This is a genomic window from Azospirillum mesophilum (assembly GCF_053470405.2).
The window spans coordinates 165,526-189,813 of sequence record NZ_JBPXMQ020000010.1 but is presented as its reverse complement, the minus strand read 5'-3'; the positions used below and the strand labels follow the sequence as shown (position 1 = coordinate 189,813).

10 protein-coding genes are annotated in these 24,288 nt (G+C 68.7%); 5 read left to right on the top strand and 5 right to left on the bottom strand.

Annotation, left to right across the window (positions count from 1 at the left end):
• Nucleotides 1–175 precede the first annotated feature (175 nt).
• Nucleotides 176–2,410, bottom strand: a complete 2,235-nt coding sequence (locus ACSVC7_RS12650; protein WP_448205893.1) for a patatin-like phospholipase family protein — start codon at nucleotides 2,408–2,410, stop codon at nucleotides 176–178.
• A gap of 263 nt (nucleotides 2,411–2,673) precedes the next feature.
• On the opposite strand from ACSVC7_RS12650, the gene ACSVC7_RS12645 reads away from it, so the two are divergent.
• A complete protein-coding gene (locus tag ACSVC7_RS12645) occupies nucleotides 2,674–7,479 on the top strand; it encodes a WD40 domain-containing protein (protein WP_483508343.1) in 4,806 nt (1,601 codons plus the stop codon).
• Nucleotides 7,480–7,500: 21 nt separating this feature from the next.
• Here ACSVC7_RS12645 and ACSVC7_RS12640 read toward each other — a convergent pair whose 3' ends face one another.
• From ACSVC7_RS12640 to ACSVC7_RS12630, 3 genes are all read right to left on the bottom strand, one after another.
• Complete coding sequence (locus ACSVC7_RS12640) at nucleotides 7,501–7,674, bottom strand: hypothetical protein (protein WP_448205891.1); 174 nt, start codon at nucleotides 7,672–7,674, stop codon at nucleotides 7,501–7,503.
• Nucleotides 7,675–7,745: 71 nt separating this feature from the next.
• Nucleotides 7,746–8,006, bottom strand: a complete 261-nt coding sequence (locus tag ACSVC7_RS12635) for a TfoX/Sxy family protein (protein ID WP_448205890.1) — start codon at nucleotides 8,004–8,006, stop codon at nucleotides 7,746–7,748.
• A 115-nt stretch (nucleotides 8,007–8,121) separates the two neighbouring features.
• Nucleotides 8,122–8,724 carry a CGNR zinc finger domain-containing protein gene (locus ACSVC7_RS12630; protein WP_448205889.1) on the bottom strand — a complete coding sequence of 201 codons (603 nt, stop codon included), beginning with the start codon at nucleotides 8,722–8,724 and terminating at the stop codon, nucleotides 8,122–8,124.
• 88 nt (nucleotides 8,725–8,812) lie between these two features.
• On the opposite strand from ACSVC7_RS12630, the gene ACSVC7_RS12625 reads away from it, so the two are divergent.
• From ACSVC7_RS12625 to ACSVC7_RS12615, 3 genes are all read left to right on the top strand, one after another.
• On the top strand, nucleotides 8,813–9,688 hold the full coding sequence (locus ACSVC7_RS12625; protein WP_448205888.1) for an NAD(P)-dependent oxidoreductase: 876 nt from the start codon (nucleotides 8,813–8,815) through the stop codon (nucleotides 9,686–9,688).
• 296 nt (nucleotides 9,689–9,984) lie between these two features.
• The gene (locus tag ACSVC7_RS12620) at nucleotides 9,985–10,410 is read left to right on the top strand and encodes a hypothetical protein (protein ID WP_448205887.1); all 426 of its coding nucleotides are present in this window, start codon (nucleotides 9,985–9,987) and stop codon (nucleotides 10,408–10,410) included.
• 21 nt (nucleotides 10,411–10,431) lie between these two features.
• On the top strand, nucleotides 10,432–11,271 hold the full coding sequence (locus tag ACSVC7_RS12615; protein WP_448205886.1) for a Crp/Fnr family transcriptional regulator: 840 nt from the start codon (nucleotides 10,432–10,434) through the stop codon (nucleotides 11,269–11,271).
• Between the two features lie 64 nt (nucleotides 11,272–11,335).
• On the opposite strand, the gene ACSVC7_RS12610 is transcribed toward ACSVC7_RS12615, so the two are convergent.
• The gene (locus ACSVC7_RS12610) at nucleotides 11,336–12,262 is read right to left on the bottom strand and encodes a universal stress protein (protein ID WP_448205885.1); all 927 of its coding nucleotides are present in this window, start codon (nucleotides 12,260–12,262) and stop codon (nucleotides 11,336–11,338) included.
• Nucleotides 12,263–12,788: 526 nt separating this feature from the next.
• Here ACSVC7_RS12610 and ACSVC7_RS12605 point away from each other — a divergent pair.
• On the top strand, nucleotides 12,789–24,209 hold the full coding sequence (locus ACSVC7_RS12605; protein ID WP_483508339.1) for a Calx-beta domain-containing protein: 11,421 nt from the start codon (nucleotides 12,789–12,791) through the stop codon (nucleotides 24,207–24,209).
• The last annotated feature ends 79 nt before the right edge of the window (nucleotides 24,210–24,288 follow it).

Genomic DNA, 24,288 nt, shown 5'->3' with positions numbered 1-24,288 from the left:
CCTCCCGCCGAGGCCGAAGCGCGCTATTATGTCCAAACCGAGGGCGTCGCCATGGCGGCGTGACTCAACCAAATCGGCCTCCGGGAAACCCGGCGCGGTTCAAGCCCTCCAAAAGGGTCTCACTTTCGTCACCTCCCAGCCCCCATCACCCCCGTCCACCCCCTGACGCCCCAACTCACCTGTCCAAGCCGAACAACCGACCCAGCCAGGACAAGCGCAGGGGGCGGAAGAAGCGGTAGCGGCCGCAGGACAGTTCGCGCAGGAATGCCTCCGGGGCGGCGCCCGGCTGCATCCAGGGTTCGACGCGCAGGAAACGCCAGCCGTCGTGGCGGCCGGGGGTGGTCGGCAGGACGGAGTCGAGCGCCGCGGCGTTCTGGCCGGCGATGTGATAGCCGGCAAACATCAGCGCGTGGCACTCGTTCTCCGAAAAGCGGTCGAGGTCGGTGCGGATGTCCGCCAGCGCCCGCTGCACGCGCTCGTCCAGGCCGGAGGCCTTGGCCGGGGACAGGGCGTTGGCCGGGGGCTTGGTGCCGCCGACCCAGGTCACGTCACGGACCGGCAGGCCCTGCTTCAGATGGACGACGCTCAACGCGCGCAGCCGGCGGGAGCGCAGCCGCGCCGACAGGATGCGGAAGCCGTTGCGCCGCACGGTGTCCATCAGGATGCTGTTGGCGCGCGAGAGCACCGCGCTGAAGAACCAGGGGGGCCGGCGCTCCGCCTCCAGCTGGCCGCAGCCGTCGCTGACCAGCATGACCGCGCAGCCCTGTTCCAGCAGGCCGAAGATGCCCTGGTTGTCGTTGACGCCGCCGTCGCTCAGCCGGATGGTCCGATCCGGATACAGCCCGTCGATGCGGATGGGGCGGAACAGGCCGGGCACCGCCGCCGAGGCCGCGACGGCGGTCTCCAGCCTCAACCCCTTGAGCGCTCCCGGTGCCTCATCGTAATAGAGGCGCCGCAGGCGTTCGGTGGAGTCCACGGTGGGCTCGATGCAGCTCGGCGCCTCGCCCATCCAGCTTGCGGTGAACTGCCAGTTGTGGCCGGTGTTCAGCGCCGTGGCGTTGACGATCAGGATCGGCACCTTGGCGCCGCGGCTCCAGTTGTTCCGCTTGGGGTGGAAGCCCGGCGCCGCGTCCTTCGGCTGGACGGTCAGCCTGCGCATCTCGTGCGACGGGGTCCCGAAATCCCGGTAAAGCGCGCGGTTCAGCAGCGCGCCCACCTGCGCCGTACGGCTGTTCAGCAGCGTGGGCAGTGACCGCAAAAAGGCGGCGGTGCGCAGATCGGTGCGCAGCGCCTTCAGCAGGCGGTCCTGCGTGCGCTCCACCACCCGGATGTAGGCGTCCCGGTCCATGCCGGCGTCGGGCCGCTCCTCCAGCTCGCGGCGCAACTCCAGGTAATAGAGCGCGCCCAGGATCGAGCCGCCCGACACGCAGGACAGCACCTCGACATGGCGCAGCAGGTCCAGCTCGGCAAGGCGGGCCAGCACGCCGACGTGGAACAGCGCGGCGCGGAAGCCGCCGCCCGACAGCGCCAGCCCGACCTTCCCGGCCAACAGCCCGTACACGGCCGGCGGGCTGGCGACGCTGGCCAGCGCGTCGAAGGCCGGGCCGATGTCCTCGCCCCTTTCCGCGCGCAGGCGGGCGAGCGCGGCGAGCTGGCAGACCAGCGATTCCAGCTGCCAGTCGGCGGGCCGGCATTCCCGGCGCGCCTCCTCCAGCAGGGCGGCCGCCGCCGTGTCGTCACCCTGGCCGAAATGGGCCTCGACCAGGGTCGCGCGGGGCCACCAGGGCTCCGAGACGCCGATTCCGGCCAGGATGTCGTCGCGCGCCGCGATCACCGAGCGGCGCTCCGCCTCGGCCTGGGCCCGCAGTTCCCCGGCCCGCGCCTGGGAGCCGTCATCGCCCGCGACCAGTTCCTCGCGCGCGAGAAGGTCGAGGATCAGGGCCAGATTGACGGCGGCGTAGGTCCAATCCTCCAGCTTGGCGCTGCTCCGCCGCGCCCGCCGGTAGAAAGCCAAGGAGCGGCGCAGGGCGCGGCCGTCGCCCGACACCTCCCACAGGCGCTTGTGGATCGCGCCGGCGAGGCTGAGGGTCTCGTGATTCGTCGTGGTGGCAAGGTCCTCCCCGCCATCCGTGTCGGCCAGGATGGCGAGCGCGCGCTCCAGCGCGTCCTCCGCCGGCAATTCGGTGTCCTTGTAGGTGCACAGCGCCAGCTTCTGGCGCGCCCACAGCCGGTCCTCCGGCGACAGGCCGGGCAGGCTGATGGCCGGCGTCAACCGCCGCCGCGCCTGGCTGAAGTCCTTCGCCTTGATGAGCCGCGCCACCTCCGCCCGGACCGCGTCCACGTTCACGTCCAGGGACAACGCCGCTTGCCGGGCGGGAGAGGAAGGCCGGACGATATCCGTCGTGTCCATGGTCATGATGCCCCCTCGCGGCAAGGTTCCTGTCGGTCCGCACCATAATACTTTCAGGACGAACCGCCTACTGTCTTGAGGCGTGGGGCGGCCTTCCCAGGCATCGGCAAGAAACCGGGGCGCCTATTGAATACCCCAGTATGCTTTTTTCTTGCCCAGATACGACAGTGACTGCGCGCCTGCGCGTCTGAACGACAGAGCGCTCTTGACGCCATCGCGCACGGATAATATCGCAGAGCCCTTGTCGAATTCGGAGAATCGTGATGATCCGCGACCAGCTTTCCCGTGATGCGGCGCGACGGACGGCCGCCTCGCTGCTCGATAACCTGGGGCGCGCCGACCGCACCCGGCTGGAAAGCCTGCTCGACCTCGTGGACGCGGACGGGCGGTCGCGGCTCGGCGACGCGTTGAACTCGTTGTTTCCCGAGCAGTCGAGCGAAACGGCGCTCGCCAAATTTCAGGAGTTGCGCGGCCGCGTCAAGGCCGCTGCCGAGGACGCGGCGGTGACCTTCGCGCTGGAGGTTGACAGCCAGACCCGCGCCGCCCCCGACGAGCGCTGGTGCTGGTTCTCCGGCGAGGATGGGGCACTTGCCGCCGTCACCCGGCTGGAAAGCCTGGAAACCGCCGGGATCCGGCGCGAGCCGCAGGACATTCTGGCGCCGACCGATGTGCGCGACGGCAAGCCCGTGGTGCGCTATTTCGTGTCCTACGCCCACAAGGACGAGGCGCTCAAGACCCGGCTCATGGACCTGTTGAACGTCCGGCTGGCCTGCGCCCGCGACTACGCCTTCGAGGCCTGGGACGACCGGGACATCGTGGCGGGGGAGGACTGGCACGACGAGATCCAGCGGGCCATCGCGCGCAGCCAGTTCGGCCTGCTGCTGGTCTCCCCGGCCTTGCTGGCGAGCAAATACATCACGGCCCACGAACTGCCGGGCTTCGTCGCCGCCGACCCCTCCTCGCCACAGGGGGCGAAGCGCGCCATTCCCGTGGCGCTCAAGCGGGTCTCGTTCGGCGAGGGCGTGGACACCAAGGGGCTGAAGGAGCTTCAGGTCTTCCATGACACGGATGGCAAGACCTTCGCGGAGCGCCGTGGCAACCAGTGCGAGCTGTTCGCGGACGCCCTGTTCGCCCAGATCCTCAAGGCCACGGCCAAGCTGCTGGGTCCGGGGGCGTCGGTGGCGGGCGGGCGACGCGACCTGGACCTGCATCTGCGACGCTCGGTGGACCGGCTGAAGGACATCTGCTTCGTCGCGACCGAGGGCGTGACCGACACGCTGGACAAGCTGGACCCCGACGCCGTCAAGACCAGCCAACCGGGCGAGCGCCGCGACGCGCTGGATTTCCTGGAGGAATGGGTGCGCAACCCGCAGGCGCAACCCTACTGCGCCCTGCTCGGCGAATATGGCATGGGCAAGACCACCACCTGCCAGGCCTTCACCCGGCGGCTGCTCGACGCCCGCGCGGCGGAGCCGGATCTGCCGGCGCCCATCTATCTCGACCTGCGGCACGTCGGCGACGCGGCCAAGAGCGAGCCGGACCTGCTGACCATCCTCGACACCGTCCTGAAGCGGATGTGGCGCGGCGGCCTGACCGAGCCGGGCCTGACGGCCGAGGAGGTCGTCCGGCTGGTGCGGGAGGAAGGGGCGCTCGCCATCTTCGACGGGCTGGACGAGGTGCTGGTCCACCTCTCCCCCGCCGCCGGGCAGCGCTTCACGCGCGAGATCTTCCGCATCCTGCCGCCCAACCGGCTGCGCCCGGTCGACCACGCGCCGGCCGGCAAGCGCCTCGCCTCCCCGCCCCCGCCGGCGGGCCGGACCGGGCGGCTGCTGGTGACCTGCCGCACCCATTACTTCCGCACGCTGCGCGAGCAGAAGACCCATCTGACGACCGAGGACCGCGACGGCATCAAGGCGGAGCATTACCGCGTCTTCGTGCTGCTGCCCTTCACCGAGACGCAGATCCGCACCTATTTGGAACAGACCCTGCCGGGCGAGGACCCGAACCGCGTGCTGGAGCTGATCCGCGCGGTGCACAATCTGCCGGAACTGGCCGAACGCCCCTACACGCTGAGCCTGATCGCCGAGCACATCCCAACCATCGAGCGCTGGAAGCTGGAAGGCCGCCGCGTCACCGGCGTCGATCTCTACCGCAGCATGGTCCTGTCCTGGCTGGAGCGGGACGCCGGCAAGCACCAGTTCACTCCCGACCACAAGCAGGTGCTGATGGAGTTTTTCGCCGCCGAACTGTGGAAATCGGGCCGGCGGGCCTGGACGGTGGGTGACGTGGAGCAATGGCTGATGGACCTGCTGCGCGCCCGCCCCGCGCTCGCCACCCATTACGAAAACAAGGAGCGGGAGCTGCTGAAGGAGGACCTGCGCACCGCCACCTTCCTGGTCCGCGAGGGCGAGTCCAATTTCCGCTTCGCCCACACCTCCTTGCAGGAATATTTCCTGGCCGCCTATCTGCACCGCGCCCTGGCCGAGAACCGGGCGGAGGACTGGGACATGCCCCGGCCCAGCGTGGAGACGATGGACTTCCTCGGCCAGATGCTGGACGGCGACGACGAACGGAACCGGGCGCTGGCGACGCTCCAGGCGATGCGCGGCACCTACCGCCCGCGCGCCAGCGAGCTGGCCTTCGCTTATGTCCTGCACGCGCTGCGCAAGGGTTACCCGGCCCCCTCCCCCGCCGGCTTCCGGCTGGACGGCGCCGATCTGCGCGGCTGGACCATCGCCGGCATCCCCGGCCAGCCCGCCCTGAACCTGCGCGGCGCGTCCTTCCGCGGTGCCCGGCTGGAGGGCACCGCCTTCCACCACATCGACCTGTCCGACGCCGACCTCACCGAGGCCCATCTGGCCCGTGCCGAACTGATCGGCGGCCGCGCCCGCGCCGCCAGTTTCCGCGACGCCGACCTGACCGGCACCCTGTTCCGCGACCTCGACCTGACGGACGCCAGCTTCGCCGGAGCCACCCTGTACCGGACCCAGTGGCTGCGCTGCCGCCTGCCCGAAGAACCCCTGCCGGACCAGACACCCCCCGCCGCGCTGTTCGCCCTGTGTGAGCCGGATAGGGGCGGGCGTCCGTCAGCGGAGGCGAAGCTGGCCGTGCTGGATGGGCATCATGACATGGTTTTTGGTTGCGTCTTTTCGCCCGATGGCCGGCTTGTCGCTTCCGCGTCTCGGGACCGGATGGTGCGCCTGTGGGACGCCCGCACCGGCGAGACCGTCACGGTCCTGGCCGGTCATGAAGATGGGATCAACGCTTGCGCCTTTTCGCCCGACGGCCGACTCGTCGCTTCCGCGTCCCGGGACCAGACGGTGCGCCTGTGGAATGTCCTTACCGGCGAGACCGTCACGGTCCTCGCCGGCCATGAAAATGGGGTCACAGGTTGCGCCTTTTCGCCCGATGGCCGACTTGTCGCCTCCGCGTCCTGGGATCGGACGGTGCGGCTGTGGGATGCCCGCACCGGTGTGGCCGTCACGGTCCTCGTCGGCCATGAAGACGGGATCAACGCTTGCGCCTTTTCGCCCGATGGTCGGCTCGTCGCCTCCGCATCCGAGGACAAGACGGTGCGCCTGTGGGATGCCCACACCGGCGAGACTGTCACGGTCCTCGCCGGCCATGAAGGCTGGATCAACGCTTGCGCCTTTTCGCCCGATGGTCGGCTCATCGCATCTGCATCCAAGGACAAGACGGTGCGCCTGTGGGATGCCCACACCGGCGAGACTGTCACGGTCCTCGCCGGCCACGAACATCCTATTACTGGTTGCGCTTTTTCGCCCGATGGCCGGATCGTCGCCTCCGCATCCTGGGATCGGACGGTGCGCCTGTGGGATGCCCGCACCGGCGAAACCGTCACGGTCCTCGCCGGCCATGTAGATGTGATCGACGCTTGCGCCTTTTCACCCGATGGCCGGCTCATCGCATCCGCATCCTGGGATCGGACGATGCGCCTGTGGGATGCTCGCACCGGCGAGACCATCACGGTCCTCGCCGGCCATGAAGTCGAGTTTAACGCTTGCGCCTTTTCGCCCGATGGCCGGCTCATCGCATCCGCATCCTGGGATCGGACGGTGCGCCTGTGGGATGCCCGCACCGGCGAGACCGTCACGGTTCTCGCCGGCCATGAAGAGGGCGTCACCGATTGCGCCTTTTCACCCGATGGCCGGCTCGTCGCCTCCGCATCCTGGGATCGCACGGTACGCCTGTGGGACGCCAGCACCGGCGGAGTCGTGACGGTTCTGACCGGCCATGAAGAACTCCTCATCGGTTGCGCCTTTTCGCCCGATGGTCGGCTCGTCGCCTCCGCATCCTGGGATAAGACTGTACGCCTGTGGGACGTCAGCACCGGCGAGGTCGTGACGGTCCTGGCTGGCCATGACGATGGCGTCATTGATTGCGCCTTTTCGCCCGATGGCCGGCTCGTCGCATCCGCATCCGAGGACAAGACGGTGCGCCTGTGGGATGCCCGCACCGGCGAGACCGTCACAATCCTGGCCGGTCATGAAGAAGGGGTCAACGCTTGCGCCTTTTCACCCGATGGCCGGCTCGTCGCATCCGCGTCCGATGACAGCACGGTGCGGCTGTGGGATACTCAGACCGGCGAGGTCGTGGCGGTTCTGACCGGCCAAGAAGAGGGCGTCATCGATTGCGCCTTTTCGCCCGATAGCCGGCTCGTCGCATCCGCGTCTCGGGACCGGACAGTGCATCTTTGGGATGTCGTTGCTGGCGAGACCGTAGCGGTCCTGGCCGGCCATGAAGATGAAGTCAGCGCATGTACTTTCTCACCCAACGGCCGGCTCATCGCCACCTCATCCGACGACGGCACCGTGCGCCTATGGGATGTCGCGACGGGGCAGCAGGTCGGGTTCCAGGCCCATCACTTCCAGAACAACTCCTGGGCCGTGATCGACGTCGCCACCAACCGGCTCATCGAAACGGGGGGAGAGGCGTGGCGGTGGTTGGGGTGGTTGGACAAGGACGCGAGCGGGGCGGTTGTGCGCCATCCGGCCGAGGCCTTCGGGCCGTTGCCGGTGTCGCGGCTCGGCCCGAAGGCGCCGGGCTGAGCGACTCCCGCGTTCGCTGCATCAGAGGCCGGCGGCGTCGATCTCGTTGTCGGCTTTGATTTCGACGATCACGCACGTCTCCCGGCCGCCGGGTTCGTGCCTCAGGACCACGAAATCCGGGTGGTCGCTGCGGACCGTTCGCGAGTCCGGGGCGATGCACTGGATGACGAAGTCCGTCTGCCCGTGGGCCGGCATGCCCGTGAAGTAAACCGGTGACGCGCTGTCGTTGAAAGGATTGCCTTGCGTTGATGCGGGAAAGGGGATGGTTACGACCGGGCGGCAATCTGCTTTTTCAATTCGCTCTTCCGACCGTCAGGAAGGCATCGCCAGTCGATGCCGGCCAATGCAGCGTCCATGGCCCAAAGGGCGTTCAACGAAATCTCACGCCCGAATTGGAATTTGAGCCGCACATAGGCCTCCACGGCGCCCAGGGCGCGCAGATCCTCGACACTCTCGACACCGACCTCGGCAAGCCGCCTTGTGATGTAGGGGCCGAGGTTGGGCAAGCGATCGATCGTTTCAGGCATCGGGCTCGCCTTCCTTCAAGTTCGCGTGGCCATCATCGAGACGCTTCCCCGGCCCCTCACGGAATCGCTCTTCAAGCATCTTGCCTGTTGGCAAGGGGACTTCGAGCGGTTCGGATCAATGACCGCCCTGTTCGCGCCCCTGTTCACGCCCCTGTTCGCGCAAGGCCATGTTCAGCTTCTTCGCCTTGTTGCCGCAGGTTCCCATGGAACACCAGCGCCGCATTCCCGGGCGCGAGACGTCGACGAACAAGCCGCGGCAGTCCAGATTGGCGCACGCCTTGATCTTCGCGGCAAGCTCGCCGCTGAGCAGATCGACACAGTCGGCGGCGACCTGAGCCAAGATCGAAGGCGTTCCGCTCTCCGGCATGACCCACGACGACAGCAGCACCGGATCCTGGGACAACCGCCGGGCCAATGGCTGCTGAGAGGCCCAATCGTTCACGACCGCCATGTCGACCTCGTCGATCCGACGCTTCTCCATCACGGCGAAAGAAGCCTTGACGATGGCTTCCCGCAGGGCAAGCGCTCGAATCAACAGGTCTTCGCTGACGTGCGGGCTTTCCGGCGCAAAACCCATCTCGACACACCAATGCCCCAGATCGGCGGGGCAGCGGAGCCGCTCCCGGGGCGCCGACGAGCCACGATCGCTGAGCGTCGCCGCGAAGACGAAGCAAAGCCTGCCGTTGTTCAGCCTGAAAGGCCGGTCGGAACGTGTCATGGAACCATTATAACTGGTTTCATGCCGCTGGCCATGCTACGCAAGAACCGGTTATACCGGTTCAGCATACAGGTTCAGGAGGGCGATCATGGATATTGGCTTCATCGGGCTCGGCACCATGGGAGCCGCCATCGCCCGTAATCTGCTGAAGGCGGGACACCGGCTGACGGTCTGGAATCGTTCCGCCGCGGCCTGCGAGACGCTGGCGGCGCTGGGAGCGCGGCAGGCGGCATCGGCAGCCGAAGCCTGTGACGCCCCCATTGTCTTTTCGATGCTGGCCGACGACCAGGCCGTTCGGGAGGTCTTCATCGAGCAGGGCGCGCTGGCCCGCATGCCGGTTGGGACCATTCATGTGAACATGGCGACGATTTCCATGGCGTTCGCCAAACACTTCGCCGCGTTGCATCGGGCTGCCGGACGGGAATATGTTGCCGCGCCGGTTTTTGGCCGCGCCGAAGTCGCCGCCGCCGGCAAGCTGAACATTCTGGCCGCCGGCGCCCCCGCCGTCCTTGACCGTTTGCAGCCGCTGTTCGACGCGGTGGGGCAAAAGACCTGGCGTCTGGGCGAAGCCGCCGAGCAGGCAAATCTGGTCAAGATCATCGGCAACTTCATGATTGCCGCCTCTGTCGAAATGCTGGGCGAGGCCATGTCATTGGGATTGCGCAACGGCATCGACGAACGCGATCTGCTCGAAGTCCTGGTCGGTACGATCCTGCCTGCCCCGCTGTTCAAGACGTATGGCGGGCTGATCGCCGGCCGGTCTTTCGACCCTGCGGCCTTTCGCCTTGCGCTTGGGCTCAAGGATGTGGAACTCGCCCTGGCGGCGGGACGGGAGAGCGCAGTTCCGCTTCCCCTGGCCAGTCTGCTGCGGGATTCCCACCTGGACGCCCTGGCCCATGGGGACGGCGAAAAGGACTGGTCGGCCCTGTCCCAGGTTTCCTTCCGCCGTGCCGGGCTGGAATGAGCCGCGCCGAGTTTCCCGGAGGCTCCATGTCTTGAGAGAATGGAGTCATGGACGCGTGTGTATCACATAAGTCTTACCATCTCTTATAGGGAATCGCGCCACTCTTTGGAATAGGCTGCCCGACAACTGATCCATATCAACACATTTTCCGGCATGAAGGGGGACGGTTGCCTAGATAAGTCTACACAATGAAGAAGTTTGATGGCTGCTTCTTAGCACTGCCTGACATTTCGACGCTTTTCCCTGATGACGGCGATGCTGATGGCCGACCCTGCGCATCGCTCCAGGAGACAGCCATGACGCCAGCCCGTAACCTTGCCGAACCCAATCATCTGGACGCCGAACTCTTGAGCGCGATCGCCGTGGCCCTGGCGAGCGGCACGCATCGCGATCACGAGCTTCTCCTCATCCATCAGAGATTGTTGGAGGCGGAGCGGGTCGGGGCAGTGACCGACGTCGGATTCGATGACAGCGACGCGTCAGACGATTCAATGGAGGCTCACCGCCGGCGTGTGCTGCGCTCGCTCGTCTGTATGCCCGCGCACACGCCCCTGGGAATCGCCGCGAAGTTGGCTGTGGCTTGCGCGATGTCCGGCGTCTTCGAGGCGGCCCAGGAGGCGCCGGACGGCCCTGTCGCGCCCCATGTCATCCTGTCTGTCTTTCTCGATGCCATGACCCAGGCTCGGTTGCTTCCGTCGGAGCGGCCAAGCCTTTCGCAATGAGTTCCGGTTGAGGAGGCAGCCATGCGGCCAGAGTGCCAAGCGTGCCCGCTTCGGGGCGACGGGCTGTGCGGAAGCGTCACGGACGAGCAGTTGTCCGGGTGGGCAACGCTCAAGCACCCCGCCCGCACCATTCGTGCCGGCACCTGCGTGTTCGTGGAGGGTGACGAGAATGAGATGGTCTACATTGTCCGCCGCGGCTGGGCGCTGGCGTCCACGACGCATGAGAATGGCCGCCGTCAGGTGTTGCGCTTCGTCATGCCGGGCAACCTGATCGGATTCGAAACGGCGCCCGACAGGGGCATGCCCTGCACGGTTGAAGCGCTCACCGATCTGACCGTGTGTCCGATGCCGCGCCACGCCTTGATGCGGTTTTGCCAGCAGGCGCCGAACGTTGCCTTGCGGATGACCTCCCTGCTCGCCGCCGAGACGATCTCCGATTGGCAACTGCTCGGCGGGCTTGGCACGTGCACGGCGACGGAGCGGATCGCCCGGCTTCTCCTCGCCCTCTACAACCGGCAACGGCGAAAGACCGCGCCGGACGTGCCGGCATCGGACATGCCAGCATCCGATATGCCGGATGTGGCACTGCCGATCAGTCAGGTTCTCATCGCCGACGCCACGGGCCTGACACCGGTCCATGTATGCCGAACGCTCAAGGAGATGCGAACGGCCGGACTCCTGTCCTTCGCGAAGGGGCGGCTGCGCGTGCTCGATTGGGCGCGGCTCACCGGGTTGGCCGAAATGGGCGATGCCATGGCTCGACGAGCATCATCCACGCAACCCCCGTGGACGTCGGCCGCACGGGCGGGCGGGGCCGCGGTCGCGGTCCGAAGCGGATTGAAATCCGCTTTAGCCGTCTGATTGCCGATCACGGGGCTGCCGCCAAGTGCGAATCCGCCCCCCTGAAGGCGTCGTCGCCATGGCATCAGTGGGCCAGCAGCACCGCGCAGCCGGTGGGGTGCATCAGCATGTGGCGCGTGGCGCCGCCCAGCACGACCTCCCGCATCCGGCTGTGCCCGTAGCCGCCCATGACCAGCAACCCGGCGTTCATGTCGCGCGCCGCGTCCACCAGGGCTGGGCCGACCGGACGCCCCTCCCGACCGACGTGGCGGATGATGGCCTGGACGCCATGCCAGGCGAGATGATCGACCAGCCGTTCCGGTTGGGGCTGCGGCCGCCCGCCCAGCACGCCGGCCACCGCGTCCATGGAGCTTTCGTCCGCGACCAGGATGGAGACCGCGCGCGCTCGGGTGATGAAGTCCATGGCGCCGGCCACCGCGCGCACCGAGGGCAGGCTGCCGTTCCAGGCAATGGCGACGGTGTCCAGCCGCTCCATCGCACCGCCGGCCAGCAGCATGGGACGGCCCGACTCGAACAGGGCGCCTTGCACGACCTCCTGGTCGAGCGCCACGTCCTGCGATTCCCCGGCCAGCGGTTCCCCGGCCGGGCGGGCGAGGATGGTCAGGTCGGCGAAGCGCGCCCGCGCGGCCAGGGTCCGGGCGGTCGGACCGGTCACCTCGCGCCAGGAGGCCGTGGCGCCGCTTCCCTCGGCGGACCCATCCGCCGCTGGCCTGTCCGTCACGACGACGGAGACGCCGGCCATCGTCTCGTCGAACATCCGGCGGGCCGCCGCCGCGGTCTCCCGCGCGTTGCGCTCGGCCTCGTCGACGACCTCCTGGAGGATCTCGGCGGAAAAACCCTCGCCGTACAGGGGCAGGTCGTTGCGCGGATCGCGCCGGATGTGCAGGGCCTCGACATGCGCGGAGAACAGGCGCGCCAACCCGACGACGTCCTCCAGGAGCGCCGCGTCGGTGGGAAGGCCGCCGACCGGAACGAGGATGTGCTTGATCATGGGGGCCCCCGGGTTTTTCCAGCGAACAAGGACAAAGACCGGGAGATCCTGCGCCCCCGCTGCGGCGACGCCTTATCCCAGGTTAAGTGGTGCGAGATCTGGCAGAACCACAGAACGCTAATGTTCCACCTTCATGAAAATTATTTCATTTTCTAAGTGCTATTTGTATCAAAAGTGGTATGGTTGAGCCAACTATAGTCCGGATGCCTGTGAGTCAGGGGAATGATTCAGACAGTCCAATTCCCGATCGTCAGCCCCGCGGTCGCAATACATATCCAGATGTATTTCTATTGCCGCTCAGTAAATTTAAAAGAATGTTCGTCCGATTTTGCTGACTTGGCAGACAATGCTGCCAATCACGAAGAAAAATCCTAAAGCCGAGCAGAGCAGCACGCGGAATCGCTCACCCGATCCGGCACCTTGACCCCAAAAAATCCGCCTGAACTCAACAACCTGTCGCTGTGTCCAGCGTGGGGAGATGGTGGCGGCTGACCCGACAAAAGCGAACGGCCCGAAAGCGAACGGAATGATCACGCGCGAACAGATCGAGACACTCAAGGCGGGCATCGACAACGCCCTGGGCGTGATCGAGGATGCGCTGGAAGCGCAGGTCTTTGCCGAAAAGCTTCCCATCGTCGGCGACAGGCTTTCCGCCGCCTTTCAGGAGGGCAAGGACGCGCTGAAGGGCATCCGCGCGGTCGAAGGCAAGATCGTCGGCGCCATCAACGACATCCTGTACGTCATCGACAACGCCCAGGGCATCGCGGAAACCTATGTCGAAGACAAGATCAACGCGGCGCTGAAATCCCTGGGCGCCGACGAGAACGCCGTCCACGCCCTCGTGAACGGGTCCGAAGTCACGCTCACCTTCTCCACCCATCAGCATTACGAGTACGAACAGTCGCTCGCCACCGACCTGGGCTTGCCCGGGCTGCAGCTGCAAACCGGCGGCACGGCGGCGGCGGCGCTGGATTATGATTTCGACTTCACGGTCGGCGCCGACACCACCGGCTTCTTCGTCCAGACCAACGGAACACAGCCGGAGCTGTCGCTGGGCCTGCACGCCAGCACGCCCGATTTCGACGCCTCGACCCATTTGGGGCTGATGAATTTCTCCGCGACCGACCGGAACTCCACGCTGGACGGCTCCTTCGCGGTCGACCTGAAGGACGCGAACAACGACGGCAAGCTGCGGCTGTCGGAGCTGAACAGCGACTTCATCGACGCCACCTTCAGCGGCGCGGCGGACATCGGCGTCCATCTCGACGCGAACATGGGCGACGCCGCGCTGCCGAAGGCCAGCGCCGACCTCGTGGTCGATTGGTCCTTCAACAACAGCGTCGTCAACGTCAACGACCAGAACGTTACCTTCGGCGCGCTGCCGGTGGTGAAGTTCGAAAACGTCCATTACGACTTCGGCACCGTCGTCGAGGACTTCATCAAGCCGATTCTGCACAAGCTCGAACCGGTCCTCCAGCCGATCAACCAGGCGCTGGCGGTGCTGCGCACCGACGTCAGCTTCCTGAAGAAGCTTCCGGGCTGGGAAACGCTGTTCGACCGCGCCGGCGCCGACGTCGGCGGCAAGGACGCGCCGGACGGCAACATCACGCTGCTGGACTTCATCAAGATCGCCGTCCCCGACCAGAATCTGGTCCCGTTGACCCAGTTCATCGGCATCGTCGACGACGTCGTCACCTGGGCCGAATATTTCGGCGGGCTCGACCTCGGCCCCGACGCCTACAGCGTCGATCTGGACGCAGGCTCGTTCCAGATGCTGTCGGACATCCGCGACACGGCGTTCAAATTGGCCGAGGCGGCACCGACCGTCATCAAGGGCGCGCAGGACCTGACGGCCTTCCTGGCGGGTCTGAACAGCGGCAGCTGGACGCAGGCCGATCCCAAGACGGGGCAGACGGGCCAGGACGTGCTGAAGAGCATGCTGCTGGGCAACAGCTTCTCGCTTCCCATCCTGACCAACCCGGCCAGCGCCTTCTCCCTTCTGGTCGGCGGCAACGCCAAGCTCTTCAGCCTCGACCTGCCGGCGATGAGCTTCGAGATCCCGTCCCAGGATCTTCTGTCGATTCCGATCTTCGCGGGCCTGGACGTGAAGGTCCAGGGCGCCATCGGGATCGCGATGGACCTCGCCTTCGGCTACGACACCCGCGGCCTGCGCCAGTTCGTCGCCAGCGGTTTCAAGGACTACGCCACCGTCCTCAACGGGCTGTACGTCAGCGACGTCGATGCGGACGGGGTGGACGTGCCGGAAGCCGTCATCAAGGCGGCGCTCAACCTCATCGTCAACGCCAGCATCGGCGTGGCCTCCGCCGGCGGCGGCGGCGGGATCGAGGGCACCATCAACCTCGACCTGAACGACCACGTCAACGGCACGCCGGACGACGGGCGCATCTACGTGGACGAGATGGCCCAGGCGCTCGTCACCAACCCCTTCAAGATCTTCAACGCCTCGGGGCTGGTCACGGCCGGCCTCGCCGCCTTCGTCAAGGTCGGCGGCTACGACATCTGGCGCTTCACCTCGCCCCGCATCACGCTGGCGGAGTTCAACTTCTCCGACGACCCGGCGACCGAGACCGCCACGGAACCCCCGCCGCCGCCGGTCCTGGGGACGCTGTCGGGCGGGATCCTGTCGCTCAACGTCGGCGCCCGCGCCGGCGAGCGGGGCTTGAGCAACAACACCGACGGCGCCGAAACCCTGGCGATCGCCGGCACCGGCGGCGGCGTGACGGTGCAGGGCTTCGGCCGCAAGCAGAGCTTCACCGGCGTCACGGGCATCGTCGGCGACGGTGGCGCGCAGGACGACGAGATCATCCTCGACCCCGCCACGACGGTGTCGGCCACGCTGTCGGGCGGCGCCGGGATGGACTACCTGTTCGCCGGCGCCGGGAACGACAGCCTGGACGGCGGGGCGGACCGCGATTTCCTGGAAGGGCACGACGGCAGCGACACGCTGCTGGGCGGCGACGGCGACGACGTGCTGGACGGCGGGGCCGGCGCCGACAGCATCGACGGCGGCGCCGGGATCGACGTGCTGACCTATGAATCGTCCACGGCCGCGGTGACCATCGACATCGGTGCGGGAACGGTGTCCGGCGGCGACGCCGACGGCGACGTCTTCACCGGCATAGAGGTGTTCGAAGGGTCGAACCTGGCCGGTGCGGGCGACCGGATCATCGGCTCGGCCGGCGACGACGCCGCCTTTGGCCTCGCCGGCGACGATCGGCTGGACGGCAACGGCGGCAACGACTTCCTGTCCGGCGGTGCGGGCAACGACACGCTCGATGGCGGGACCGGGGCCGACACGCTGGCCGGCGGCACCGGCGACGACCTCTATTACGTGGACAACCTCGGCGATCTGGCCGACGACGCCTACGCCGGCCCGGCCGGTGGCAAGGACCTCGTGATCGCCAGCGTGGACCACTCGCTGACCGCCGAGATCGAGGATCTGACGCTCGTCGGGTCGGCGCTGCGCGGCACCGGCAACGCGCTCGCCAACGTCATCCGGGGCACGGACGGCGACAACGTCCTGGACGGCGCCGGGGGCGCCGACACGCTGTACGGCGGCGTCGGCAACGACACCTACGGCTTCGACAGCCTGGACGACCGTCTGGTCGACGGCTTCAACCAGGGCATCGACGAGATCCGGCTGCAAACACAGGCGTTCGCCGACAAGGACGTGTTCTCGCTTGGCGCCGATTGGCTGGTCAACATCGAGAACCTGACCCTGGTCGACGGTGCCCACGCGATCGTCGTGCAGGGCAACACGCTGGCGAACGTTCTGGTCGGCAACAGCGCCAACGACGAGATGTACGGGCTCGTCGGGTCCGACACCCTGCGCGGCGGGGCCGGCAACGACAGGCTCGACGGCGGGACCGAGGTCGACGTCCTGTACGGCGACGACGGCGACGATGTCCTGTATGTCGGCAACGTCGGTGGCGGCGACACGCTGACGGGCGGGGCCGGCAGCGACGTCTTCTCCTTCTATTCCGACACGCGCGACGTTTATGGGGCGTGGGAGTCCAGCGCGTCGTCGCCGACCAACCCCGTCACCATCACCGATTTCCAGGGCGGCGGGATCATCGGCGGCGATTTCCTGAAGTTCCGCGTCGCCGGCGCGTTCCTGGTCTTCGCCGGCGAACACCCGTTCGACATCACCAACACCGCGGCCTACCAATTCCCGAACCAGGGCGACGGCCTCGCCGACGTCATCTACGACCACCAGGGCGGCAACACCCGGGTGGCGGTCGACGTCAACGACGACGGCGTCTTCGGCGAGAAGGACCTGCTGGTCGTCCTCCAGGGCACGCACACGCTGACCGCGGCGGACTTCACCGAAACCTTCAACGCCCAGCGCGGCACGGCCGGCGCGGACCGGCTTGACGGGGCGGACGACGCCGACCGCCTGTACGGCATCGCCGGCAACGACACCCTGCTGGGCCATGGCGGCGACGACTATGTCGAGGGCGACGCGGGCGACGACAGCCTCGTCGGCGGCGACGGCAGCGACTGGCTGCGCGGCGGCGCCGGGAACGACACGCTCGACGGCGGCGACGGCGACGACGCGGGCATCCCGGCCAACGGCTACCAGGGCGGCCTCTACGGCGGAGCGGGCGACGACAGCATCCTGGGCGGCGCCGGCAACGACGACATCTACGGCGGCGACTCCTCCGGCGACGAGGCGGACGGGAACGACACCATCGACGCGGGCGACGGCCAGGATCAGGTCTATGCCGGCGGCGGGGCGGACCTCGTCCGTGGCGGAGCCGGAAGCGACGTCCTCTACGGCGAGGCGGGCGACGACCGGCTGGAGGGCGGCGACGGTGCCGACAACCTCTACGGCGGCCTTGGCAACGACACGCTCGACGGCGGCGACGGCGATGATCAGTACCTGTCGGGCGAGGACGGCAACGACCTCGTCCTCGGCGGCGCCGGCAACGACCGCCTCTACGGCGAGGCAGGCGACGACCGGCTGGAGGGCGGCTCCGGAAACGACACGCTGGACGGGGCCGCCGGAAGCGACACCCTGCTGGGCGGCGATGGCGACGACGACCTGTCGGGCGACGGCGCCTATGCCGACGCCAGCGGCACCGCCAAGGGCAACGTCCTGGACGGCGGGGCCGGCAACGACACGCTGCGCCTGCAAAGCGCCGGAGCGACCGTCGGCGACACGCTGACCGGTGGGACCGGCGACGACCTGTTTGTGATCGAGACTCGATCCGGCCTGTCTGTTTCCGGTCTGTCCGTCTCCGGTCTTGGCGCGCCAAGCCTCATCACCGATTTCGAAGGGGCCGGGGTTGCCGGCGGCGATCGCCTGAAGATTTCGGTCTACCAGAACTATTCCAACATTCCCGTCGCCCAGCCGCTGGTCTGGGCCGGCGAGTCCTCCTTCGGGGCGGACGGACGGACGCTCGGCAACGGCGGCGACGGTCTGATCGACGTCCTGTACGAGCACCGCGACGGGCAGACGCTGCTCGCCGTGGACGTGGATGACGACGGCACGCTCGGGGCCGGCGACCTGCTGGTCCGGCTCGACGGCATGCTCACGCTGGCCGCCGACGACTTCACCGACAGCTTCACCGCCCAGCGCGGGGGTGCCGGCGACGACAGTCTGGTCGGCACCGCCGAACCCGACATCCTGTATGGCGTCGGTGGCGACGACACGCTGGTCGGCGGCGCCGGCAACGACACGCTGAACGGCGGGGCCGGCAACGACAGCCTGGACGGTGGCGACGGGCGCGACCGGCTCGACGGCGGCAGCGGCAGCGACAGCCTGTCGGGCGGCGCGGACCACGACACGCTGAACGGCGGGGACGGCAACGACAGCCTGGATGGCGGCGACGGCATCGACGACCTGCACGGCGGGGACGGCGACGACCTCCTCAACGGCGGCGACGGGGACGATTACGCCTACGACTACGCGTACCAGCCCATCGGCCTGCACGGCGAGGCCGGCAACGACACGCTGAGCGGCGGCGGCGGCAACGACTGGCTGGACGGCGGGACCGGCGACGACCGCCTCAACGGCGACGACGGCAACGACTGGCTGGTCGGCGGCGAGGGGCGCGACACGCTGGACGGCGGCGCGGGGGCCGACCTCCTGTCGGCCGGGGACGGCGACGATCTCCTCACCGGCGGGTCCGGGAACGACGACCTCAACGGCGGGTCCGGCAACGATACCCTCCACGGTGGGGACGGCGACGACGACCTGTCCGGCGACGAGGGCGACGACGCCGTCTATGGCGAGGCGGGCAACGACGTGCTGCGGACCGGCGGGGGCCGGGACAGCCTGGACGGCGGGGACGGCAACGACACGCTGGAAGGCACCGGGACCGGCGGCGGCCGTCTGACCGGCGGTGCGGGCAGCGACCTGTTCCGCATCAGCGACTACGGCGCACCCTACGACCCGTCCACCGGCAACGCCTCGCTGGTCATCACCGATTTCGACGAGTCCGCGGGCGGCGACGCCCTCACGCTGACCGTCTCGTCGGCGGCGAAGCTGGCCTTCGCCGGCGAGGGGACGATCGACGCGGGCTACGCCAACGACGGGCTCGTGGACGTCGCCTATCACATCGTGGGCGGCAACACGCGGGTCGAGGTGGACCTCAACGACGACGGCGTGATCGGCAGCGCCGACGCGGTCTTCGAGCTGGAGGGGGTTCACACCCTCACCGAAGCGAACTTCCGCGACACCTTCGTCGTCCGGCGCGGCACGGCCGGCGCCGACAGCCTCGTCGGCACCGGCGGCGGCGACATCATCTACGGCGTCGGCGGCGACGACACCCTCGTGGGGGCCGACGGCTCCGATACGTTGATGGGCGGGGCCGGGAACGACAGCCTGGACGGCGGCAACGACGTGGACCTGCTGGAAGGCGGCGACGGCGACGACGTCATCGACGGCGGCGCGGGCGCCGATCAGTCCTACTGGTCGAACATCCAGCACCGCTACGGCCTGTATGGCGGGGCCGGCAACGACACCCTGCTGGGCGGGGCGGGCGACGATCAGCTGGACGGCGGGACGGGCGACGACAGCCTCGACGGCGGCACGGAGAACGACCACCTCGACGGCGGGGCCGGCAACGATACCCTGCTGGGCGGCGACGGACGGGACCTCCTGTCCGGCGGGGCCGGGGACGACAGCCTGGACGGCGGTGACGGCGCCGACAACCTGTCCGGCGACACCGGCGCCGACCTCGTATCCGGCGGCACCGGCAACGACACGCTCTACGGTGACGAGGGCAACGACACCCTGCTGGGCGGGGACGGCGCCGACCGCCTCGACGCCGGCGTCGGTGACGACAGCCTGGACGGCGGGGCGGAGAACGACAGCCTGGACGGCGGGGCCGGGGCGGACGTTCTGCTCGGCGGGGCCGGCAACGACACGCTCGATGGTGGCGCGCACCAGGGCTACTACGGGACCGACGGCGCGGACACCCTCGACGGCGGCGACGGCGACGACCTGCTGCTGGTGTCCAATTCCGGCGGCGGCGACCGGCTGACCGGCGGGGCCGGGGCGGACGTCTTCCTTTTCCGCGAGCCCCGGTCCCTGGCGGAGGTCAAGGCCTCCACGGCGATGCAGGCGGTGTCGCCGGCGGGCAACCCGGCGACCATCACCGACTTCACCTCCGGCACGGACACGCTGAAGATCGCCGTCACCGGCGGCAACCTTGCCTTCGCCGGGCGCATTCCCTTCGACATTCCCGTGGGCGGGGCCAGCACCGGCCTGCCCACCGCGGACGACGGGCTGGTCGATGTCTTCTACGACTGGTTCACCGCGGACGGCGCCGCCATGACCCGCATCGGCGTGGACATGGACGACGACGGCGTGATCGCCGCGGGCGACATGGTGATCCAGCTGCAAGGCCAGCACAGCCTGACCGCCGCGGATTTCACCGAGACCTTCTACGCCCAGCGCGGAACGGCGGGCGACGACTCGCTGCGCGGCACGACGGCGGCGGAAACCGTCTATGGTGTCGGCGGCAACGACACGATCGACGGTCTGGCCGGGAACGACACGCTGTTCGGCGGCGCCGGCAACGACAGCCTTCTCGGCGGTGAAGGCAGCGACGCGCTGGACGGCGGCGCCGGCGACGACACGCTGGACGGCGGCGAGGGCAACGACGCCCCGGCCTACTATTACGGCGAGCGCTCCGCCGGGCTGTTCGGCGGCGCCGGCAACGACCTTCTGCGCGGCGGTGCGGGCGACGACGCACTGTTCGGCGACGCGGACAACGACACGCTGAAGGGCGAGGACGGCGACGACGCCCTGGACGGCGGCGACGGGGCGGACCGCCTGGAAGGCGGCTTCGGCCTTGACCGGCTGGACGGCGGCGCCGGCAACGACAGCCTGGACGGCGGGGCCGACAACGACGCGCTGAGCGGCGGATTCGGCGACGACTCCCTGTTCGGCTCGGTGGGTGACGACCGGCTGTCGGGCGATGCCGGCAACGACACGCTCGACGGCGGGCTCGGCCGCGACAGCCTCTACGGCGGCGACGGCATGGATGTTTTCGTCTACCGGTCGCCCGACGACGGCGGTGACGAGATCACGTCCTTCGACACCGGCATCTTCGGCGACACCATCGACCTGATGCCCCTGCTGGCGGGACTGGGCTACGGCGGCACCGATCCGCTGGGCGACGGCACGATCCGCCTGACCGACGCCGGCCCGGGCACCGTGTCGGTCGAGGTTCTGTCGAACGGAAGCTATGTGCAGCTCGCCTCCGTCATCAGCTATGGCGGCGGGTTCTCCGCGCAGACGCTGAAGGGGAACCTGCGCTTCACCGCCAACCAGGCGCCGCAGGCGGAGGCCGACCGCAAGGTCACGGTGGTCGAGGATTCCGCGGCGGTCGCGCTGAACATCGCCGGCCCGACCGACGCGGACGGCGACGAGCTGGCGGTGCTGATCACCGGGCTTCCCGGCTACGGCCGCGGAACCGTCCGGCTCGCGTCCGGGGAGGAGGTCTCCTACAACGACGTGCTGACGCCGGCACAGCTGGCCGGCCTGACCTTCACGCCGTCGCCGAACATGAACGGCGCCGCCGGTGCCCTGACCTACTTGGTCGGCGACGGCAAGGGGGGAGCGGCCACCCAGACCATCACCCTCGACATCCAGCCGGTCAACGACCTGCCGGTGACCGCGGGCGACACGGAGCTGACCGTCTCCCCTGACCAGCCGGTGGTCTGGATGGGCATCGGCTATCCGAGCGACGCGGACGGCGACGAGCTGACGGTCAAGGTCACCGGCGTGCCGACCGCCGGGACGGTGCAGCTGTCCGACCGCGTCCTGGCGGTCGACGACCTGCTGACGACCTCGGAGCTGGGCGCGCTGACTTTCAAGGTCGGGGAGAAGACCGGGCGCGCGGCCGGGCGCTTCACCTACGACGTGCAGGACGGCCATGGCGGCCAAGCCACCGGCTCCGTGGCCATCACGGTGGACATCCCCCTGCCGACGCTGGACATCGCCGCCACCGACGCCGTCCGGAGCGAAGGCACCGGGGCTGCGACGACCTTCACCTTCCGGGTCACGCGCAGCGGCGACGTCTCGGACGAATCGTCGGTGGACTGGTCGGTCGCCGGCTTCGGCCTCGACAGCGCGAACGCGGAGGACTTCGGCGGCACCGTTCCGTCCGGCACGGTCCGCTTCGCCGCCGGGGAGACCGCGAAGACCATCTCCATCACCGTGACCGGCGACAGCGACGTGGAGCCGGACGAGAATTTCGTGGTCGACCTCGCCAACCCGGTCGGCGCAACCATCGCCGGCTGGACGGCCACCGGCACGATTTCCAACGACGACGCCCCCACCGGCGACGGTTCCACTGGCGACGCGGCGACGACGCTGGGCATCGCTCCGGAAACAGGCACGGTGGCGCGCGGTGACGAGGGCACGACGCTGACCTTCCTCGTCACGCGCTCCGGTGACCTCAGCGGGTCGACGACCGTCGCCTATGCGGTGGCCGGCACGGGTCCGGCGCCGGCCACCGCCGGCGACTTCGCCGGCGGCACCCTGCCCCAGGGTACGGTGACCTTCGCGCCGGGCGAGGAAACGGCCCGCATCACCGTCGCCGTCCCGGCGGACGGCGCGGTCGAGAGCGACGAGATGTTCACCGTCACCCTGACGGACGTAACGGGCGGAACGATCCGCATGCCCTACGCCGTCGGCATCATCCGCGACACCGACACCGCGCCCGCGGTCCCGACGACGGTCGCCATCGCGGCGGAGGCGGGCGGGGTGGCCTTTGAAGGCAACCAGGGCACGGTGCCCTTCACCTTCCTCGTCACCCGCTCCGGTGACCTAAGCGGTGTTGCAATCGTCGCCTACGCGGTGGCGGGCGCCGGCCCCACGCCGGCCGCGGCCGACGACTTTGCCGGCAACACCCTGCCGCACGGCACGGTGACCTTCGCGCCGGGACAGGAGACGGCCCGCATCATCGTGGCGGTCCAGAGCGACACCGTCGTCGAAAGCGACGAGACCTTCACCGTCACCCTGACCGACGCGTCCGGTGCGACGATCCACACGCCGTCCGCCACGGGCACGATCCGCAACGAGGACATCCCCACAACTGGCCCCACAGGCAACTCCACCGGCAGCCCCACCGGCGGCGGCAGCCAGCCGATCGGCGTCGAGACGATCGGCACTGTCGTCGTCAACACCCGCCAGGAAACGGCGCCCAGCGGGATCGACCTGCCCTTCGTCGCGACGGCCATCGACCAGGACGTGCCGAGCGACGGCAACGGCGTCACGGTCGCGCTGATGCGGGACGGCGGGAACGCGCCGCTATTGCAGGCCACGGTGTCGACGGGCAGCCGCATCACCGCCTATGGTCCGCAGTCGACGGTGGACAGCGCCCAGCTGACCGGCATCGTCGACGGCATGCTGGCGGCCTACCTCCCCGCCGAACAGAGCGCGGCGATCAAGGATACCATCCAGGGCTTCGCCGCCGGGGCCGGCAACGGCGTTCCGATGACCGTGCGTGCCCTGACGCCGACCGGATCGGGGACGATCACCGTCACCGGGTCTTCCGGCAGCGGGGCGCCGCGCGAAGCGCTGATCTTCAACATGGGCAGCGCCCCCGGCGGTTCGGTCGTCCTGAACGAGGTGGATGTGGTGGTGGTGGTCGGCAGCGGGTCCTTCACAGGCGGGGCCGGCAACAGCCTGACCATCGGTGATTCCTCGTCGCAGTACATCAATCTCGGGCCGGGCGACGACACGACCCGCGGCGGCGGCGGCGACGACGTGGTGGCCAGCACCACCGGCCGCGACCTGCTGTCGGGTGACGAGGGCAACGACACCGTCAATGGCGGTGCCGACGAGGACACCCTGCTCGGTGGCGACGGCAACGACGTCGTGGGCGGCGGGACCGGCGACGACCTGATCAGCGGCGATGCCGGCAACGACATCCTGATCGGGGAGGACGGCAACGACACGGCCATCGGCGGTCTCGGCGACGACGTCCTGTTCGGGATGAGCGGGGCCGACCTGCTGACCGGAGATGCGGGCGCCGACACCCTGCTCGGCGGGGACGGCAACGACTCCGTCCTCGGCGGAGCGGGCAACGACATGATCGGCGGTGGCGACGGGGACGACCTGATCGACGGCGGCGAGGGCAACGATGCGCTGATCGGCGAAGCGGGCAATGACACGCTGTTCGGCGGCGCCGGGGACGACGTGCTGTGGGGCTTCGGTGGCGACGACTGGCTCATCGGCGGCGATGGCCGTGACACCTTCGCCTTCACGCTCGGCGGCGGGAACGACCTCGTGTTCGGCTTCAATCCGGACGACGACCTGCTGGGCTTCGCCGTCCCGGGCCTGGATCTCGCGCGGTTGGCGGCGGACGCGCGGACCGTCAACGGCAACACGGTGTTCACGCTGTCCGACAAGAGCACCGTCACCGTCGTGGGCGTCACCGGCGTGACCAACGCCTGGTTCAGCTGAGGCAACAACAGGAGACGTTGGCGCAAAAAGCCGGACCGGGACGTAAAACCGGCGGTGGCGGGGTTATGGGACGGCATGA